This window comes from Kroppenstedtia guangzhouensis (assembly GCF_014637345.1).
Lineage (GTDB): Bacteria > Bacillota > Bacilli > Thermoactinomycetales > DSM-45169 > Kroppenstedtia > Kroppenstedtia guangzhouensis.
On record NZ_BMEX01000003.1, the window covers coordinates 82,071 to 99,052 of the forward strand.

Below are 16,982 nucleotides of genomic sequence, written 5' to 3' on the forward strand. Positions count from 1 at the left end.
CCTTGCGGGATTATACCCATGTAGGTATTATGGTATAGAAAGGAGGGACCATTGTGCCCTTTTATGATCTAAAATGCAAAGACTGCTGCCGGGAATTTGAAGTGTACACATCCTTTTCAAAACTGAAAGAAGCCACTTGCCCCAATTGCAGCAGTAGGAACCACGAACGCATCTACAAAGCAAATATCAAAGGCCCCGTCACCCGGGGAGGCTCAAGTCCCTCAAGCGGGTTCACATGAGCGGGCAACTGCTGAACTTGCGCGGGTCGCAAGTAAAAAAAGCGTCCCTTTTTACGGGACGCTTTGTCATGATTTCTCCTTCTCCTGCGGAGCTTTTATAGGAAGCAACACCGTAAAACGTGTTCCCTCCCCTTCCTTGCTTTTGACGCTGACCGAGCCGGCATGAGCCTCGACAATATTTTTGACAATTGCCAGTCCCAGTCCTGTTCCTCCCTGTCCGCGGGTCCGGGCCTTGTCCGCTTTGTAGAAGCGTTCAAAGACGAAGGGGAGATCTTCTTCCGGTATACCACTTCCGTTATCCTCCACAATCAATTGAACGCCCTTTGCGGTGGGCAATGCTCTCAAAATGATTCGACCCCCCGCCGGTGTGTGCCGGATGGCATTGTCGGTCAGATTGGTCAATACCTGTTCCACTTTATCCTCATCCCACCGAACGGGATCCATCCTGTCGGGAAGATCAACCTGCAGGACCACCTGCTCTTCCCTGGAGATCGTCTGGAATTTGCGATACACTCGCCGGATCAATTCCGGAACATTCACCGTCGAGGGCTCCAAACGAATATGACCTGCTTCCATCCGGGCGAGATCCAGCAGATCTCTCACCAAACGGCCCATGCGGAGGGACTCATCGTGGATCACCCGGGCGATCTCCCGTTGGTCCTCCGGAGAGGCGGCAATATCATCCAGCAAAGCCTCACTGTACCCTTGCAACATTGATAATGGGGTTCTCAATTCATGGGAGACGTTGGCCACAAAATCCTTTCGCAGTTTATCCATCCTTCGCTCTTCGGTCACATCCCGTAATACCGCCACTGCCCCCCGGATCTCCTCAGGACCGGCATACAGTGGGGCCATCACCAGTGCCCAGGTTCTTCCGTGTACATCGATGTCCCCGAAAACTTCCTTCTCTCCTTCGAGAACCTGGCGGAAAAACTGATTCAGAGGGGAAAGTAATACCGATTCACCTCCCTCTTCCCGCCAATCCGATAAAAATTTCTCTGCAGGAGGGTTGGTGACGATCACATGTCCCTTGGCATTCAGAGTGATCACCCCGTCCGCCATACTGCGAAGGATACTGGCCAGTTGCTCCTTTTCCCTGGATAGAGCCTGAATCGACTCTTCCAACTGAGCCGCCATCCGGTTGAACGCCACCGCCAGATCGCCGATCTCATCCCGTTCATGGGAACGGACGGGAACCCGTGCCGAAAACTCCCCCCGAGCCATTCGTTCCGCTCCCCGCTTCATCTGGATCAGCGGCTGGGTGATCCGACCCGACAAGAAAAAGGCAAAGATCGTGGTTAAAAAAATACCGATCAAGGCCGAATAGAGGATCACTTTCTTAATCTCGTTTTCCGATAACTGACTTTGGGTCCGGTACACCACCACCGCTCCGCTCACCTTTTCCCCTTTTTTCAGAGGGAGAGCCACCAGCATCACTTCGTCTTTAAACAGAGGAAAGGGGGAACTCCCTTTATCACCAACAATCACCCGCGTGCGCAGGGAGGCGGGTTCCCCGCGAAACACTTTATCCATTTCAGTCTGTTCCAGGATGTCCCGCCACGGGATATCGGGAACATTGGGGGAGGCCAGAGGTTGCACCGAACCGTCGGGTCCGAGAATGATCGTATAGGTCTCATTCAGCTCCGCCACTTTTAAAACTGAGCGAAGATACTCCTGGCGGCCATGGGTCTTTGGCCCCTGCAAAGTGTCGTGAACCTCCCGGGCCAGCGAATTCATGTTATTCAATTCCGCCTCATAATACGTGGACAAAATCTGCTCCATCAAAAACAAACTGAGGATCAGAAGCACCAAAGTGACCAAGCCGATGATGGTCAACCACAACTTCCCGACTACACTGCGCCAGATCAATCTTTGGGTACCTCAAGCTTATAGCCGACTCCCCAAACCGTATGGATCATGGCTGCTGCTTTGGGAGAAGCACGGTTCAATTTTTCCCGCAATCGCTTAATATGGGTATCCACGGTCCGCAAATCACCAAAAAATTCATAGTTCCATACATCCCGCAACAACTCTTCCCGAGTGAACACTTTATCCGGCGAAGATGCCAGATAATGGAGAAGTTCATACTCCTTCGGAGTCAGAGAGACCTCCGTCCCACCGGCCCGTACCTCATGGGCGTCGTGATCAATGGTCAACTCGGGAAAGACAATCACATTGTGGGTCTCCATCTCCGTGGACAAAAAAGCCGTCGCTGAAGAGCGCCGGAGGACCGCCTTCACCCGGTGTACCAGTTCCCGGGGACTGAAGGGCTTGATCACATAATCATCGGTGCCCGCCTCAAAGCCTTCCACCCGGTTGGTCTCCTCCCCCCGGGCGGTCAACATAATCACTGGTGTCGCCTTTTTATTCCGAAGCTCCCGACATACATCCAAACCATCCATACCAGGCAACATCAAATCCAATAAAATCAGATCGTAATCGGTTTCCATTCCTTTTTTTAGGGCGGTCTCCCCGTCCTCCGCTTCATCGATCAAGTAACCTTCTCGTTCCAAGTACATGCGAAGCAAACGGCGGATCCGATCCTCATCATCCACAACCAAAATACGTTCCTGTTTTTCCACCTGATTCACCTCACAGGGCCAACCAACCTTGGATTCCCTTTTCTATAGGATACCATATCCGGCTCATTTCTTAGTCACACTTCCGGGGAGTGTTGCAATAAAATCGCCAGTTGAACCTGCAATCCCCGTGCATCTATCTTAACAAAGTCCTTAACCCCGCGTCATCTTTACGTAGAATTGTTTACAAATTTGTTGGCAAAAGTGCCGTCGGAAATTAATTTATATGTTTTTCTAACCAGTTGATCACATCTTGAACCACTTCTTCTCTGTTCAATTCATTCAGCAACTCGTGACGGGCACCGGTATACAGCTTGCACCTGAGATCCTTTATTCCGGCCCGTCGATACCGTTGAACCACCCGGCGCACCCCTTTCCCAAAATCACCCACTGGGTCATCCTCCCCGGAGATCAACAAGATTGGAAGGTTTTTCGGAGTCAATTGAATATTTTCCTCCCGATGAATCATGATCAGACCTTCCAGCAAATCACGATAAAAACCGGCAGTGAGAACACCGCCACAGAAGGAATCTTCCAGATATTTGTCCACCTCCCTCTCATCCCGACTCAACCAGTCCACCTCCGTGCGCCGGGGACGAAACCTGCGATTGAACCCGCCGGTAATCAGTTTGGCCATCATGGGACTGGGTGTTTGACTCCCCTTTTTTTTCACTTCCCGTCTGGCGATTCTTAGCCCAAGCCTCCCCAACCATCCCGGGTCCCCGCCGGTTCCGCATAAGATGACTCCCTGATATTCATCTCCGTGAAGCTGGATGATTCGCCGGGCCAAAAAAGATCCCATGCTGTGCCCAAACAGGAAGAGGGGAAGCCCCGGTTGCTCCCGGCGAATGATCTGTGTCAATCGGTACAGATCTTGCACCACCTGTTCAAATCCCTGATCCTCGGCAAACCACCCCCGGTTTTCCTTACCGGCAGTCCGACCATGCCCCCGGTGATCATTGCCGTATACAACCAATCCGCGTTGTATAAGAAAGCTGGCAAACGCATCATATCTGTTAATATGCTCCGCCATCCCATGGACAATCTGCACCACGGCCCGGGCCGGTATATCCGGTTTCCACCGGTTTGCAACAATCTGTAACTGATCTTTCCCCTTTGAGGAAAAAGAGAAGGTGGTCAGATTCATAGGTCTCATCCTTTCAAAGGATCAAAATTTTCCTTCATTTAATGAAGTTTGTCGCACCGGGAAACAGACAGGGGAAAGAGAGTCCTTCGGACTCTCCAACCAGATATGGCAATCCCACACGACTATCCATTTCCATCAGAAAGAAGGTTAAAAAAACCGGTGGTGCAAGTGAACCACCGGAAACATCAAGCATAAGAGTGAAGTCCTGCGAACACCAAATTGATGGCGACCAGATTGATCATGATTACCACAAATCCTCCCACTGCCAGCCAGGAAGATCTCAATCCGTGCCATCCCCGGGACAGGCGGAAATGAAGATAACCGCTGTAATAGAGCCAGGTGATCAAAGCCCATGTCTCTTTCGGATCCCAGCCCCAGAACCGCCCCCAAGCTTCATGAGCCCAAATCATGGCAAAGATCAAACCACCCAAAGTGAATATCGGAAATCCGATGGCGATCGCCCGGTAGCTGATTTCGTCCACCTTCTCCAGATCGAGGTTTTTCACCATCGGATACAACAATTCATAGACCCGTTTCCTGAGGAGCAACCGCAACAAAGCGTACAAGACCAGTCCTGAAAGGACCGACCACAGTACTGAGTTGAATTTTCTGGCCGCCTCCTCCCCCTTCATCCAGGAAGGGGCTTCAAACAGCGGACTGTTCATGCCGAAGAAGGGATCCATCTGCACGACCTTACCATTATGGGGACCCACAATCGGCGGTAAGTCATACTCCTGAACCAGCGGCTGCCCCTCCACGGAATGTTGGATCGTTGCCTGGTAGTCTGGGATCGAGAAGGTAAAGAATGTGATGACAAAGCCTGCCACCATCAAAATCGTAACCATGATCACTTCCAACCAGACGGCTGACTTGCTGTTTCGATCCATCCCCACCCAACGGACAAGATAGATCAAGCCCGCAACAAAGCCGATGGCCAAGGCTCCTTCCCCCACAGCCACGGTGGTGACATGGACATGCAACCAATAACTTTGCAGAGCCGGGATCAATGGTTCCACATCTTTGGGGAAAACTGCGGCATAGGCCACCATCAACATAGCCACCGGCATCACAAAAGCTCCAAGGGTCACACTTCGATAGATGAAAAAAATCACGATAAATACGGCCACAATCGTAAAGCAAAGGAACGCCGTAAATTCAAACATATTACTGGTAAAGTGACCGCCCAATAACACCCGGGTCACGATAAACACCAGGTGCAGAGCCACCCCGATGATGGTCAGGACGATCCCCCAGTTGCCCCACAACCGGGTATGAGCCTTTTTACCGACCCGCGAACCCTTCCCTGTCACCGCCGTCACAAAAGCGATGGTGGAGAACAGATAGAAGACGAAGGCTCCCAGGAGAGCGTATTCCATCACTTGTACCATGTTCAATCAACCTCCTGACGTCGATCCGGACTGAAAGACAGCGGCAGGTCCGCTTTTTCCGTAGCCTGCTCCAGCTCCCGCCTCAGACCGAACCAGTTCTTGTTTGTATGGGCTCCGACATGAAGATGTCCATCCTGCCAGCGGATCCACACCCTGCGGTGGTTCCAGAAAAATCCCATCACCAAACCGATCATGGAGATGATTCCTCCCAAGAAAATGATCGGCAACCCTTTATCCACCCGGACCATCAATCCGGACACATTCACTGTCTCCATGCTTTTCAATTCCATGGTGTAACGGTTTTTCCGGTTGATATCATCCAGATTGGTCCCGGAGATCATCCAGGAGACCTCCGGTTTTTTCAAATCCGGAGCATCCACGGAAAAGATGAAGGCAGGTCGATTGGGGGTTTCCGATTTGGTCGCAGGACGGTTCCCCTCCATGACAAAGTCCGGAAAATAGTCGAGAATATCGATATGGATTCCGTTTTTCAGCTTGTACTTCTGTTCCGGATCAAACAGATCCACCTTGAACGTATCCAGATTGCGATTTTCTTGCTTGTCCTTCACATTGAGAAGGATCGCCTGAGTTTCAGTGGTGAAATCTGATTGAAAAAGCTCCAGATCCTCGTGTTTGAAGGAATCGTTGACAATGGCCGTCCCCCGCTTCAGCTCACGGAGCTTACCAGTCTCATGATCCTTCTCATACAGGATAAGACGCGTTTCATACTTTTTCACGGTGGGCTCGCCCTTGTCCGACTGTGGCATCTCCTCCGGATCATACAACTCCGCCGTCGCCTTCACATTTTTTACATAATAGTTCAGCTCCGGCAGCTTTTTCGTCTCCCCTTCCCGGAGATATACATAGTTATCCAGATACCAACCCGGAACGGTGTGCCGCAGAAGGATCCCCACCAGGAACAAAATCAGGCCGATGTGGTTGATATAGGGACCCCAACGGCTGAACCGACCTTTCTCCGCCAGGATGGACTCCCCTTCCCGACGAATCCGATAATGTTTCTGACTCAAACCCTCCGCCAGTCGATCCAAGAGGGCCTCCTTGTCCGAATCGGGTACGGCCTCCGTCCGGCTCACCCGCTGCCGGTTGATAAACCGGATGTTTTTGACCACCTTCTGGTTGGTCAAAGCTTTATACAGAGGAATCACCCGATCCAGGCTGCAAACCACCAATGAAATGCCGATGCTGGCCAACAAAGCTATATAGACAGGGGACTCGTATAAATTGGACAAACCCAGCTGATAGAAAACTTCCCCCCAGAATCCATACTTCTCAGGATAGTAGATCTCGGGTCGGTTGGACGGAATGTACTGCTCCTGGGGTAACAACGTGCCCAGAATGGAGACGACCAGGGTAATCAGAATCAGCCAGATAGCCACCTTTACCGAAGAGAAAAAGTTCCAGATCCGATCAAAGAGTGTGGCCTTCTGTGTCTGTGATCGCCGGGCTTTCCCTTCGTAACGCATCTCCAAGGGACGGTCGGAATCCCCCTTTTCCAGCGGTTTCCCGCAATGCTCGCACAAAACCGTACCGACGGGGTTGTTATGTCCGCAATCACACTTGGTATTGTTGATCAAATGTTCCACCCCCCGTTTCGGAAAACCACTCGCCTTTTTACAAATACCCATGTTTATTATAACTTCGCGGGCTCCCCCGAAGAGCTTCCGGTTTGAATATTGTTTGAAAGCTGGCTCCCGTTACAGAAGTTCTTTCAACCGTCGGACTTCTTCTTGGCTCAACTCCCGGTATTTTCCCGGTTGGAGCCCTGACAGAGTGAGAAATGCCAATTGAACACGAACCAAGTGCACCACGGGATGCCCCACCGCCTCACACATTCGTCTCACCTGCCGATTTCTCCCTTCATGAATGGTCAACTCCATTTGGGCCTGATTCTTCCCGGTCCACAGGATACGGACTTTGGCGGGAGCCGTCCAACCGTCGGTCAGTTTGACTCCCGTCTGCAAACGGCGGAGGGAATTTTTTGCGGGAATCCCCTTTACCGTCACCTGGTAGACCTTGTCCACTTCTTGGCGGGGGTGAGCCATGCCGTGGGCCAACTCTCCATCGTTGGTCAACAGAAGAAGTCCCTCTGTATCATAGTCGAGGCGTCCCACGGGGTATATCCTCTCTCCCACATCACGAAACCAGTCCACCACCACCGGTCGCCCTTTCGGATCGGACAAACTAGTGATCACACCCTTCGGTTTGTAAAAGACGAAATAACGCTTCTGCTCCGGTCGAATCAGACGACCCTCCACTTCGATCCGATCCCGATCAGGATCCACCCGGGTCCCCAGCTGAGTCACTGTTTCCCCGTTCACCCGGACTTTTCCTCTGAGGATCCACTCCTCACTCTTCCGTCGGGAGGCAACCCCTGCCCGGGCCATCACTTTTTGCAACCGTTCCATGTTTTCACCTCATTGAACATCTTATCCATCCCGCGACTCAATCACAAGCGCAGAACTGAGATTTACACCAATATGAAAAAACGCACCTTGTTGTGTGCGTAACGATCCACCGTTCTATATAATTGTCCATGATTCAGAAAATGGGTCCCATCCAACACTCCATCACATCCCGAACACCCAAGTCACAACCCACCAAGAGGCCACCAGCCCGCACAAATCGGCGAACAGGCCCACTTTCACCGCATAGAGGGAGCGACGGACCCCCACTGCTCCGAAATAGACTGTCAGTACATACAAGGTGGTATCCGTACTCCCTTGCACGGTGGAAGCCAGCCGACCCAGATAGGAATCGGGACCGTGAGTGCGAAAGATACTCTCGGCAAAAGCCAAGGATCCGGATCCTGAAATCGGTCGCAACAGACCGAGAGGAAGCGCCTCTTCCGGAAAACCGACCCATGCAACCAGCGGTTTAAACAGCCCCAGATAGAATTGAAGAGCTCCTGTTTCTCTGAAAACGGATACCGCCACCATCATCCCGACCAGGTGGGGAATCAACTGGATCGCAGTGGGAAACCCCTCCTTGGCCCCTTCGACAAAGCTTTCATATACAGGGATTTTGCGATATGCAGCGTAGAGAGGGATAAAGGCCAGGATGGCCGGAATCATGATCTTTGACAAAAATGAGATAGTTTCCAGCACCCTAACCCCTCCTTTATCTCTGTATGTTCATTCGCGAAAGTTCGTATATGACCAGGTCAATTCACTTTTATGTACGTTTTATCAGACATGCCCCAACTCGACCGATGCATCCATAGAGCACAAGTGATTTCCTGGTCACTACACTCCTTGGGCACACCAATGCCGCACACGACTCCCTTTCCATCACCTGTTTTCTCGTAATCTGACAACTCTGATCCCCAAAATCCCTATTCTTTCGCTGTCCATCGGGTCCGATACCAGCGATCCAACAGAATGGCTGCCAATGTCGAACAACAAGTAGCAAAAATCGTCGTTCCGATGATCTCTGTGGGGTTTGCGGAACCATGCTCCATCCGAATCCCAATGATGGTTGTCGGGATCAGAGTCAAGCTGGATGTGTTTAAAGCCAACAAGGTGCACATGGCCGGGGATGCGGTCTTAGGATCCGGATTCAACTTCTGTAATTCCTCCATCGCCTTCAGTCCCATGGGAGTGGCCGCATTACCCAGACCAAACAGATTGGCGCTCATGTTGGACAGGATATATCCCATGGCGGGATGATCCCTGGGAACATCCGGGAACAAAAACCGGGCCGCAGGTCCCAGAATGCGGGCCAGTTTTTCCAAGAGCCCCGCTTCCTGGGCGATTCGCATCATCCCCAGCCAAAAGACGAGGATGCTGATCAAACCCAGACAGACCGCCACTCCATCCTTCGCACCTTTCAATGCGGCCTCGGTCACCGTGTCCACATTTCCCTGAATCACACCGGCCACGACACCGCTCACGATCATAAACAGCCAGATATAATTGACCAATCCCTATCCCTCCTGTTCATAAATGGATGCCAATACTGTGAACCAATGCCCCCATACAGTCTCTTCTCCTTCATCTTGGGTGATTAGAGGGATGGAACCGACGGGCTTTCCTTCCACGAAAATCCGGGCTGTACCCACACGGATCCCTGCAGACTTCACCTTTTTCAGAGGAAAGGTGATCATGGGGCGCACTTCCACCCGGTCTCGCTCCTCCTCAGTCAACGGGTAGGTGAAGGAACGGGAAGCCACGATTTCCATTGGAGCCCGCCCTTTCTGGCTGGGGGAGAATTCTTCTCCTTTTTTCACTAACTGCACTCTTTGAAAGTGACGAAACCCATATTCCAAGAGTTGCATGGAATCTTTCCAATCGTCCGGCGCATTCAGTGTCACCGTGGCAATCTGTCTTCCCTCCCTTGTGGCCGAGGAGACAAGAGTGCGCCTGGACAGTTTGGTGAAACCGGTTTTCACCCCATCCCCTCCCGGGTAAAGACGGAGCATTTTGTTTTTGTTGTACCATTTTCGATGCCATTGTTCACCCGGCCAGGGAACTGTTTTCACTTGGGTGGAAACAATTTTCCGGAACACGGGATTTTTAAGGGCATAAGCGGTCAACCGGGCCAAATCCTCAGCCGAAGAGTAGTGTTGCGGTGCATCCAATCCATGGGGATTTCGGAAATGGGTATTCTCCAATCCCAAATACTCCGCCTTTTCATTCATTTTGTATACGAACCCTTCCATCGACCCGCCGACATGCTCCGCGATCGCCACTGCCGCATCGTTCCCTGAACGCAACATCAACCCGTACAATAAATGCTCCAGCGGAATTTCCTCCCCCGGTTTCAGATAGATGGAGGATCCCTCCACACCCACTGCCCTGGGTTTCACCTTCACTTTTTCTTTCAAATCCCCGTTTTCTATGGCCACAATCGCGGTCATGATTTTGGTCAGACTGGCAATCCGCATCTGTTTCCCAGCATTTTTCTCATACAGGATGCGTCCGGACTGGACATCGATCACTGCCGCCGCCTTCGCACTCAATTCCAGATGCTCAGGCCGATGAAAAGCCAAGGATTTCGCAGGGAGGAACACCAGGACACATCCGATCCACACTGTGAGTAACCATCGTGTCAACCGCATTAACCCTCCACCTCGGGCTTGTTTTCTAAAAATTATATGCCGGTGGGACAGGGTTATGAAAAAAGAGACAAAAAAACACCGATCCCTATTTTTAGACGGACCGGCGTTTTGAGGGGATTCAGATGTCGGTTCCAGGTTCCTCAAAGGATTCCGTTTTACCTTTAGTCCATTTCTGCAACTTCTCCATCATGTTGGGCGTCAAATCCAACAACCGGTCGAACAGATGGGTGGAACCTTCCATGTTCAACATCCGGATTCCTGTTTGGGTGACTACCAGGAATCCAACCGGGGTGATGGAAACTCCGCCCCCGCTGCCTCCACCAAAAGGAAAGCCGGGGGAATCCCCACCCTTTTTCTCCGGACCCTCTTTCCCTACCGATGGGTCCGGCTTCGACCCGTTAAATTCGCTTCCGCCGGCGGCAAAACCGAACCCCACCCGGGATACAGGGATGATGATGCTGCCATCGGGCGTTTCAACCGGCTCTCCCACGATTGTATTGACATCCACCATCTCTTTGATATTTTCCATAGCAGTCGTCATCAAGCCTTGAATTGGGTGTTCTGCCAACTTCCTTCACCCCCTTTTTGATTCTGCAACAAGCGTACAAGCAGGCAAATGACAGCAAGGATAGCGTGTCCAATTCGGAATCGGAATATACTTTCCAAGCAGGTCTCGATCCGTTCACTGTTAAACAGGGGTTGAACCTCAATCTGGGGAGCTTTCTCCCAACGAATGTGGGAACCGGCAAAACCGATCAAGGTGTATTTCACTCCCCATACGATTCCCGTCACTATACCCGTCGACGCCGCATCCCCTGTCCCGATAAAAGTCTCCCACTCCAATCGCTCACATACCACCCGGCTCATAAACCGGCGGCCGGTCTCCAGCAACACCTCATTCAGCTGTACGATGCGTTGTTGGAGTTGGGCAAACTTGTGCCGCATCTTACGGATCCCTCGCCAGGTGATTCTTGACTTTTGATGTCGTGTACCGCTTCCCGGCACATTTCCTTTTTCCTTGGAACGGACAGTCATTTCCGCCCCCCTCAGCTGAAGTGAAGGAACCCTGACCCGAAATCGGATCCATCCGAAAAACAGGCGAAAACGGAACTCCAGGTGATCCCTTTCCGCCTTTCTTCGGTAGATCAGATGAATCCGGACTGATGTGAACGGAAACAGGATCAGGATGATCAGGATCACTCCGAAGAGGATCATCCAGACCAACACCATCACCACCCGACGCCCAACATCTTCCAATGATGATAGTATCGGCCCCCTTTCTGCAATTCATACAAAAAACCGCGGGTCTCGTCCCGCGGATATTGTCTGAAACCGGTCAATTTTCCCGATTGGAAGTTTCAGCGACGCACGTTTTCGCCTCGGAATCGGAATCCGGCAGCTTCTCCTCTTCGGAGGGGGGATCCACTCCCAGGCGTTCGTACAGTTCCTTTCGTTCCCGTTCCCACTCAGCCCACTCAAAGATGGAATCCGCCGGGGGAAGCTGATCCAGGCTGCGCAGCCCAAAATACTCCAAAAACTCCCGGGTGGTTCCATACAGGATCGGACGGCCCGCTCCTTCTGCCCTCCCCACTTCCCGGATCAATCCTTTCCGTTTCAGATAATGAATCACTTTTTCACTTTTCACCCCTCGAATCTCTTCCACCTCCGCCCGGATGATCGGCTGACGGTAAGCAATCACTGCCAATGTCTCCAGTGCCGCTCGGGAGATCTGAGAGCGTGAAGGGGATTTGGCGAGACGTTCGAAGTACTCCCGATGTTCCGGGAGTGTGGTGAGCTGATAGACTTGGGCTACTTCAACAATTTGGATACCCCGGCCTTGTTTTGTCCATTCCTGAGCCATTTCTTTCAGGATCCGGCGAAGAGTTCGTTTATCCGTCTCCGTCACCTCGGCGATCTCCGCCACCCGGAGTCCGTCTTCTCCCGCTGCAAACAGAAGTCCCTCAATAATTGGCTTTAACCGTTGTTCCTCCAGACGCGTCTCCTCCCTCCGATATAAGGGCTTCAACCCGGATATCATCAAACAGCCCACCCTGTCGGATCCGAATCCGCTTCAACTTCAACAGTTCCAGCAAAGCCAAAAAGGTGGTGATCACCCGCTCCCGGGTGATCACCTTCCAATGAAGCAATTCCGAAAAATGCAGAACCCCTCCCCGGCGGGCCAGAAAATCATGAATCTCTTCCATGCGGTCGCTCACCGAAATCTCTTCCCGCGTCATTTTGGTCGGTGCCTCTTCTTCCTCCTCCTCCTCTCGGTTGTTCATCACATCGACAAAGAGCTGCAACAGATCGTCCGGTGTGATCCCTTCCAAGGGATTTTCATCCGGAGTGTATTCTGTCAGGTTCATCGGCATCCGGGTATAAACCTGGCTTCTGGCCGCTTCCCGCTCACGAAGGACATCAGAAAGTCGTTTATACCGTTTGTATTCCAACAGTCGCTGAACCAGCTCTTCCCGGGGATCCATTCCGTCTTCATCCTCCAGTACATCGGACAGATCGGCGGGTTCCGCGCGGGGAAGCAACATCCGACTTTTAATAGACAGCAGGGTAGCCGCCATGACCAGAAATTCACTGGCCGACTCCAGCTCAAAAACTTGCATCGCCGATAGTGACTCCATATATTGATCTGTGATTCGGGCGATGGGAATCTCACACACATCCAGCTCCGATTTATCGATCAGATGGAGAAGGAGGTCCAAAGGCCCCTCAAACATATCCAGCTTGATTTTCATCTCCAATCATGGCTCACTCCCTTCACTCGCCCGCTTCCTCTTTCCAAGCCCGTGTCAAAGCCTTTTGCAGATTGACGGTTTCAATGGCGGCCATCGCCGCATCCCACCCTTTATTTCCGGCCTTTGTACCGGCACGTTCAATCGCCTGCTCAATGGTATCCACTGTCAAAATCCCAAAAATGACTGGAAGACCATGTTCGACAGCCGCGGCACTCACCCCTTTGGCCGCTTCAGAACAGACATAATCAAAATGGGGAGTGGAACCCCGGATCACCGCTCCCAGTGCGATGATCGCATCATATTTTCCTGACGCTGCCATCTGATCAGCGATCAAAGGGATTTCAAAGGCTCCCGGAACCCAAGCCACATCGATCGCCTCCCGGTCAGCCCCATGCCGCGACAATGCGCTTTCGGCCCCTTGCAGCAGTCTGGAGGTGATAAATTCATTAAAGCGTGCAACCACCACTCCGAAGCGAAGATCGCCTGCAGTCAGGTTTCCTTCAAATGTTCTGGCCATGTTGGAAAAACTCCTTTTTAAAAGCGTATATTCATCCCATTTTGCATGGGGAGACCGTGTTCCACCAAAAAACGAAAAGGCGAATCAAATTCCCACCATCCTAGCTCACAATTGCTGGAGGAGGCAAGGGAGGGTTGGGTTTCACATGGAGTGATTTTGGATCGTAAGAACAAGGAAAAGGTCATGTGAAACCCAATCCCGACCGACCCGGCCAGTACGAATTCGCAACGTTTATGGACATCCTGATCAACTCTCCATCCTTTTCTTTCAATCACAGGTGGAGCATATGTCCCAATTTGTTCTTTTTGGTTCGTAGATATTGTTCGTTATCGGGCAAGGACGGCATTTCGATTGGCAATACTTCCGTCACTTCGAGACCATAACCTTTTAACCCTGTGATTTTTCGGGGATTGTTGGTTAACAGGCGCATCTTCTTTATTCCGAGATCACGCAGGATCTGGGCGCCGATACCATACTCACGCAAGTCAGGCCGGAAACCCAGCTTCAGATTGGCCTCAACAGTGTCCATCCCCTCTTCCTGCAGTTTGTAGGCTTTCAATTTATTGAGAAGACCGATTCCGCGCCCTTCCTGGCGCATATAGAGGAGAACGCCGACCCCCTCTTCTTCGATCTGACTCAAAGCGGCATGAAGTTGGGGACCACAATCACAGCGGTGAGATCCAAACACATCCCCTGTGAGGCATTCCGAGTGAACCCGGACCATGACCGGCTGTTCCGAATCAATCTTCCCCTTAACCAAGGCGATATGTTCCTTCTCATCCACATCATTTCGATATCCGTATGCGGTAAAATCACCGAACTCCGTTGGAAGTCGGGTCGATACCACCCGTTCCACCAATTTTTCTTTACGATTGCGATAATGGATCAAGTCCTGAATGGTGATCATTTTGAGTTGATGCGCTTCGGCGATCTTCATCAGATCCGGCACACGGGCCATACTGCCGTCCTCTTTGATCACTTCACAAATCACGGCAGCGGGAAAAGCCCCGCACAGACGGGCCAAATCCACTCCCGCCTCCGTATGGCCTGCACGGCGGAGCACTCCACCGCTTTTGGCGATCAGGGGAAAGATGTGGCCCGGGCGACGGAAATCACTTCCCCGGGTCTCAGGATCGATCAATGCTTTCACCGTCGTTGAACGTTCATGGGCGGAAATTCCCGTGGTGCTCGAAACGTGATCGACAGACACAGTGAAAGCGGTACCGTGGGTATCTGTGTTCTGACGAACCATCAAGGGAAGATGCAACTTCCGGGCCCGTTCCTCGGTGATCGGGGCACACACCAGTCCCCTCCCGTGGGTGATCATAAAGTTGATCACCTCCGGTGTCGCCTTTTCGGCGAGGGCCACAAAATCCCCTTCATTCTCCCGATCCTCATCATCGACCACGATGATGACTTTACCTTGCTTCAACGCATTGATAGCTTCTTCGATTGAATCGAAACCTCGCATCATCACCCACCTCTTTCAACTCTTTTCCTACAAACGCATGGCTTGCTGACTGGCCAGTTTGACTACATATTTTCCGATCAGGTCACACTCTATATTGACCGAATCCCCCGGTTCCGTCTCCTTTAATTGGGTCAACTCCAAAGTATGGGGAATGATGGAGACGGTAAAAGCTTCCGGTTCGACCGTCACGATGGTCAGACTGATTCCGTTCACCGCCACCGACCCCTGATTCACCATCCACCGTGTCAACTCTGCGGGAACTTCGATCCGAAACAGAACTGCGTTTTCTCGGGGAGTACGGGTAAGAACACGTCCCATTCCGTCCACGTGTCCCTGGACAAAATGTCCTCCCAATCGATCCCCCGCTCGCAATGCCCGCTCCAAATTGACCGGACTTCCAAGGGCAAGTTGGCCCAGGTTGGTTCGGTTTATCGTTTCCGGCATCACATCGGTCCAAAACTGATCGGCATCGAATCCGACCACAGTCAGACAGACACCGTTCACGGCAACACTGTCCCCCACCTGCACCCCTTCCAACACCTGTTTACAGGAGATGGACAAGCGCATGGCATCCCCCTCGCGGTCCATCGAGCCGATCCGACCCACCTCTTCCACTAATCCAGTAAACATGGAATCCCTTCCTTTCAATCAAGGCTTGCGGGGAATCCCCGTCACTAGGATGTCCCGGCCCAAGATATCAACCGATACATCTTTCAGTGAGAGAGCATTTTTCATGTAATCTGCTGACGCCCCCCCAACGGCGGTCAGACTGTCCCGGCCTCCTAAAATCTTGGGTGCAATAAAAAACATCACTTTATTCACCCAACCTTCCCGCAACAGGGACGCGTTTAATTCCCCCCCGCTCTCTGTAAGGACCGAGACGATCCCCTCTTGACCCAAACGACGAAAGACCCGCTCCAGCCTCACCCGGGGGCCCGCCCCTGTTCGAAACACACGAACCCCCCTGGCGGTCAGAGCTTCTTCCCGTCCGGGAGCCGCCTCGTCAGTACAGAATACCCAGGTGGGAGCGGATTCCACATCTGCCAACGGGCTGTCCAGTGGAACGCGGAGTTTACTGTCCACCACGACCCGCAACGGATTCTTACCACCCCCCGGCAGCCGGACCGTCAACTGCGGCCGGTCGTGCAGAGCCGTTCCGGATCCGATCAAAACCGCGTCGTATTGGTGACGCAGACGATGCACCTCTTCCCTGGCCTCCTCCCCCGTCACCCATCGACTGTCCCCGTCAGAGGTGGCAGTCTTTCCATCGAGCGTGACCGCTGCTTTCAAGGTGATGAAGGGCAATCCTGTTCGGCGATGGTGAAAATAGGTTTCGTTCAACTGGGTACATCGGTCTGCAAGCACCCCTGTCTTCACCGACAAACCGGCTTCCTGCAACCGTTGCACCCCTTTTCCCGACACCAAAGGGTCCGGATCGATGCTACCCACCACCACCCGTTTCACTCCGGAGGAGATGGCTCGCTCAGTACAGGGAGGAGTTCGACCATAGTGATTACAAGGTTCAAGAGTGACATAGAGGGTGCTTCCCTCCGCCGACTCCCCCGCCTGTTCCAGGGCATGCACTTCCGCATGAGGGCCTCCCGCCTTTAAATGGGCCCCGGAACCCAGGAGCTGTCCATCTTTTACCACAACAGCACCCACCAATGGATTGGGGGATGTCTGTCCACGAGCCGCCTCCGCCAACCGGAGTGCCAACTCCATCCATCGTTCATCTTCCGTCAGGCTCATGCTCTTCAAGGATGATCTCCTCTCTGCAATCAAATAAAAAAAGCCCTTCCATCAGGGCTTTTGAA

General features: G+C 52.3%; 18 protein-coding genes. 1 reads left to right on the forward strand and 17 read right to left on the reverse strand.

Going from position 1 to position 16,982, the window contains the following annotated elements; all coding sequences use genetic code 11:
• The first annotated feature begins 53 nt into the window (after positions 1-53).
• The gene (locus tag IEV46_RS18580) at positions 54-239 is read left to right on the forward strand and encodes an FmdB family zinc ribbon protein (RefSeq protein WP_188430538.1); all 186 of its coding nucleotides are present in this window, start codon (positions 54-56) and stop codon (positions 237-239) included.
• A 66-nt stretch (positions 240-305) separates the two neighbouring features.
• Here the strand turns inward: IEV46_RS18580 and IEV46_RS04910 are convergent, their stop codons facing one another.
• The 17 genes from IEV46_RS04910 to ribD form a co-directional block, all read right to left on the reverse strand.
• Positions 306-2,075 carry an ATP-binding protein gene (locus IEV46_RS04910; RefSeq protein ID WP_229735911.1) on the reverse strand — a complete coding sequence of 590 codons (1,770 nt, stop codon included), beginning with the start codon at positions 2,073-2,075 and terminating at the stop codon, positions 306-308.
• 29 nt (positions 2,076-2,104) lie between these two features.
• Positions 2,105-2,821 carry a response regulator transcription factor gene (locus IEV46_RS04915; RefSeq protein WP_188430540.1) on the reverse strand — a complete coding sequence of 239 codons (717 nt, stop codon included), beginning with the start codon at positions 2,819-2,821 and terminating at the stop codon, positions 2,105-2,107.
• A gap of 214 nt (positions 2,822-3,035) precedes the next feature.
• Positions 3,036-3,965: an alpha/beta hydrolase gene (locus IEV46_RS04920; RefSeq protein ID WP_188430542.1), complete on the reverse strand. Its 930-nt coding sequence runs from the start codon at positions 3,963-3,965 to the stop codon at positions 3,036-3,038.
• Between the two features lie 185 nt (positions 3,966-4,150).
• Positions 4,151-5,353: a c-type cytochrome biogenesis protein CcsB gene (gene ccsB / locus IEV46_RS04925; RefSeq protein ID WP_188430543.1), complete on the reverse strand. Its 1,203-nt coding sequence runs from the start codon at positions 5,351-5,353 to the stop codon at positions 4,151-4,153.
• Between the two features lie 2 nt (positions 5,354-5,355).
• Positions 5,356-6,948, reverse strand: coding sequence for a cytochrome c biogenesis protein ResB (gene resB, locus IEV46_RS04930; protein ID WP_188430545.1), 1,593 nt, complete (start codon positions 6,946-6,948; stop codon positions 5,356-5,358).
• A gap of 120 nt (positions 6,949-7,068) precedes the next feature.
• Entirely contained in the window at positions 7,069-7,779 is a 711-nt protein-coding gene (locus IEV46_RS04935; RefSeq protein ID WP_188430547.1) for a pseudouridine synthase, read from the reverse strand.
• Between the two features lie 162 nt (positions 7,780-7,941).
• Entirely contained in the window at positions 7,942-8,478 is a 537-nt protein-coding gene (locus IEV46_RS04940; RefSeq protein ID WP_308420271.1) for a spore maturation protein, read from the reverse strand.
• Between the two features lie 227 nt (positions 8,479-8,705).
• Positions 8,706-9,293: a nucleoside recognition domain-containing protein gene (locus tag IEV46_RS04945; RefSeq protein ID WP_188430549.1), complete on the reverse strand. Its 588-nt coding sequence runs from the start codon at positions 9,291-9,293 to the stop codon at positions 8,706-8,708.
• A 3-nt stretch (positions 9,294-9,296) separates the two neighbouring features.
• A complete protein-coding gene (locus IEV46_RS04950; protein ID WP_188430551.1) occupies positions 9,297-10,430 on the reverse strand; it encodes a D-alanyl-D-alanine carboxypeptidase family protein in 1,134 nt (377 codons plus the stop codon).
• Between the two features lie 118 nt (positions 10,431-10,548).
• Positions 10,549-10,998 (reverse strand): GerW family sporulation protein, encoded by a 450-nt coding sequence (ytfJ, locus tag IEV46_RS04955; protein ID WP_188430553.1) that lies wholly within the window; start codon positions 10,996-10,998, stop codon positions 10,549-10,551.
• Positions 10,971-11,645 carry a DUF2953 domain-containing protein gene (locus IEV46_RS04960; protein WP_229735942.1) on the reverse strand — a complete coding sequence of 225 codons (675 nt, stop codon included), beginning with the start codon at positions 11,643-11,645 and terminating at the stop codon, positions 10,971-10,973. The genes ytfJ and IEV46_RS04960 overlap by 28 nt, the downstream gene beginning before the upstream one ends.
• Positions 11,646-11,766: 121 nt before the next feature.
• The gene (gene scpB, locus IEV46_RS04965; protein ID WP_373284549.1) at positions 11,767-12,468 is read right to left on the reverse strand and encodes an SMC-Scp complex subunit ScpB; all 702 of its coding nucleotides are present in this window, start codon (positions 12,466-12,468) and stop codon (positions 11,767-11,769) included.
• Positions 12,392-13,180: a segregation and condensation protein A gene (locus IEV46_RS04970; RefSeq protein ID WP_229735943.1), complete on the reverse strand. Its 789-nt coding sequence runs from the start codon at positions 13,178-13,180 to the stop codon at positions 12,392-12,394. Before IEV46_RS04970 ends, scpB begins: the two co-directional genes overlap by 77 nt.
• A 22-nt stretch (positions 13,181-13,202) precedes the next feature.
• On the reverse strand, positions 13,203-13,697 hold the full coding sequence (ribH, locus tag IEV46_RS04975) for a 6,7-dimethyl-8-ribityllumazine synthase (RefSeq protein ID WP_188430561.1): 495 nt from the start codon (positions 13,695-13,697) through the stop codon (positions 13,203-13,205).
• A gap of 271 nt (positions 13,698-13,968) precedes the next feature.
• Positions 13,969-15,168 carry a bifunctional 3,4-dihydroxy-2-butanone-4-phosphate synthase/GTP cyclohydrolase II gene (locus tag IEV46_RS04980; RefSeq protein ID WP_188430564.1) on the reverse strand — a complete coding sequence of 400 codons (1,200 nt, stop codon included), beginning with the start codon at positions 15,166-15,168 and terminating at the stop codon, positions 13,969-13,971.
• A gap of 27 nt (positions 15,169-15,195) precedes the next feature.
• The gene (locus IEV46_RS04985) at positions 15,196-15,798 is read right to left on the reverse strand and encodes a riboflavin synthase (protein WP_188430566.1); all 603 of its coding nucleotides are present in this window, start codon (positions 15,796-15,798) and stop codon (positions 15,196-15,198) included.
• A gap of 18 nt (positions 15,799-15,816) precedes the next feature.
• Positions 15,817-16,917: a bifunctional diaminohydroxyphosphoribosylaminopyrimidine deaminase/5-amino-6-(5-phosphoribosylamino)uracil reductase RibD gene (gene ribD, locus IEV46_RS04990; protein WP_188431141.1), complete on the reverse strand. Its 1,101-nt coding sequence runs from the start codon at positions 16,915-16,917 to the stop codon at positions 15,817-15,819.
• Positions 16,918-16,982: the final 65 nt, after the last annotated feature.

Excerpts from the sequence above, each read along its gene's own strand:
- ribD (WP_188431141.1), bottom strand. The coding sequence starts at position 16,917 with ATGAGCCTGACGGAAGATGAACGATGGATGGAGTTGGCACTCCGGTTG.
- IEV46_RS04960 (WP_229735942.1), bottom strand. The coding sequence starts at position 11,645 with ATGATCCTCTTCGGAGTGATCCTGATCATCCTGATCCTGTTTCCGTTC.
- scpB (WP_373284549.1), bottom strand. The coding sequence starts at position 12,468 with ATGATATCCGGGTTGAAGCCCTTATATCGGAGGGAGGAGACGCGTCTG.
- IEV46_RS04980 (WP_188430564.1), bottom strand. The coding sequence starts at position 15,168 with ATGCGAGGTTTCGATTCAATCGAAGAAGCTATCAATGCGTTGAAGCAA.
- ccsB (WP_188430543.1), bottom strand. The coding sequence starts at position 5,353 with ATGGTACAAGTGATGGAATACGCTCTCCTGGGAGCCTTCGTCTTCTAT.
- IEV46_RS04985 (WP_188430566.1), bottom strand. The coding sequence starts at position 15,798 with ATGTTTACTGGATTAGTGGAAGAGGTGGGTCGGATCGGCTCGATGGAC.
- IEV46_RS04970 (WP_229735943.1), bottom strand. The coding sequence starts at position 13,180 with ATGAAAATCAAGCTGGATATGTTTGAGGGGCCTTTGGACCTCCTTCTC.
- IEV46_RS04950 (WP_188430551.1), bottom strand. The coding sequence starts at position 10,430 with ATGCGGTTGACACGATGGTTACTCACAGTGTGGATCGGATGTGTCCTG.
- IEV46_RS04935 (WP_188430547.1), bottom strand. The coding sequence starts at position 7,779 with ATGGAACGGTTGCAAAAAGTGATGGCCCGGGCAGGGGTTGCCTCCCGA.
- ribH (WP_188430561.1), bottom strand. The coding sequence starts at position 13,697 with ATGGCCAGAACATTTGAAGGAAACCTGACTGCAGGCGATCTTCGCTTC.
- IEV46_RS04920 (WP_188430542.1), bottom strand. The coding sequence starts at position 3,965 with ATGAATCTGACCACCTTCTCTTTTTCCTCAAAGGGGAAAGATCAGTTA.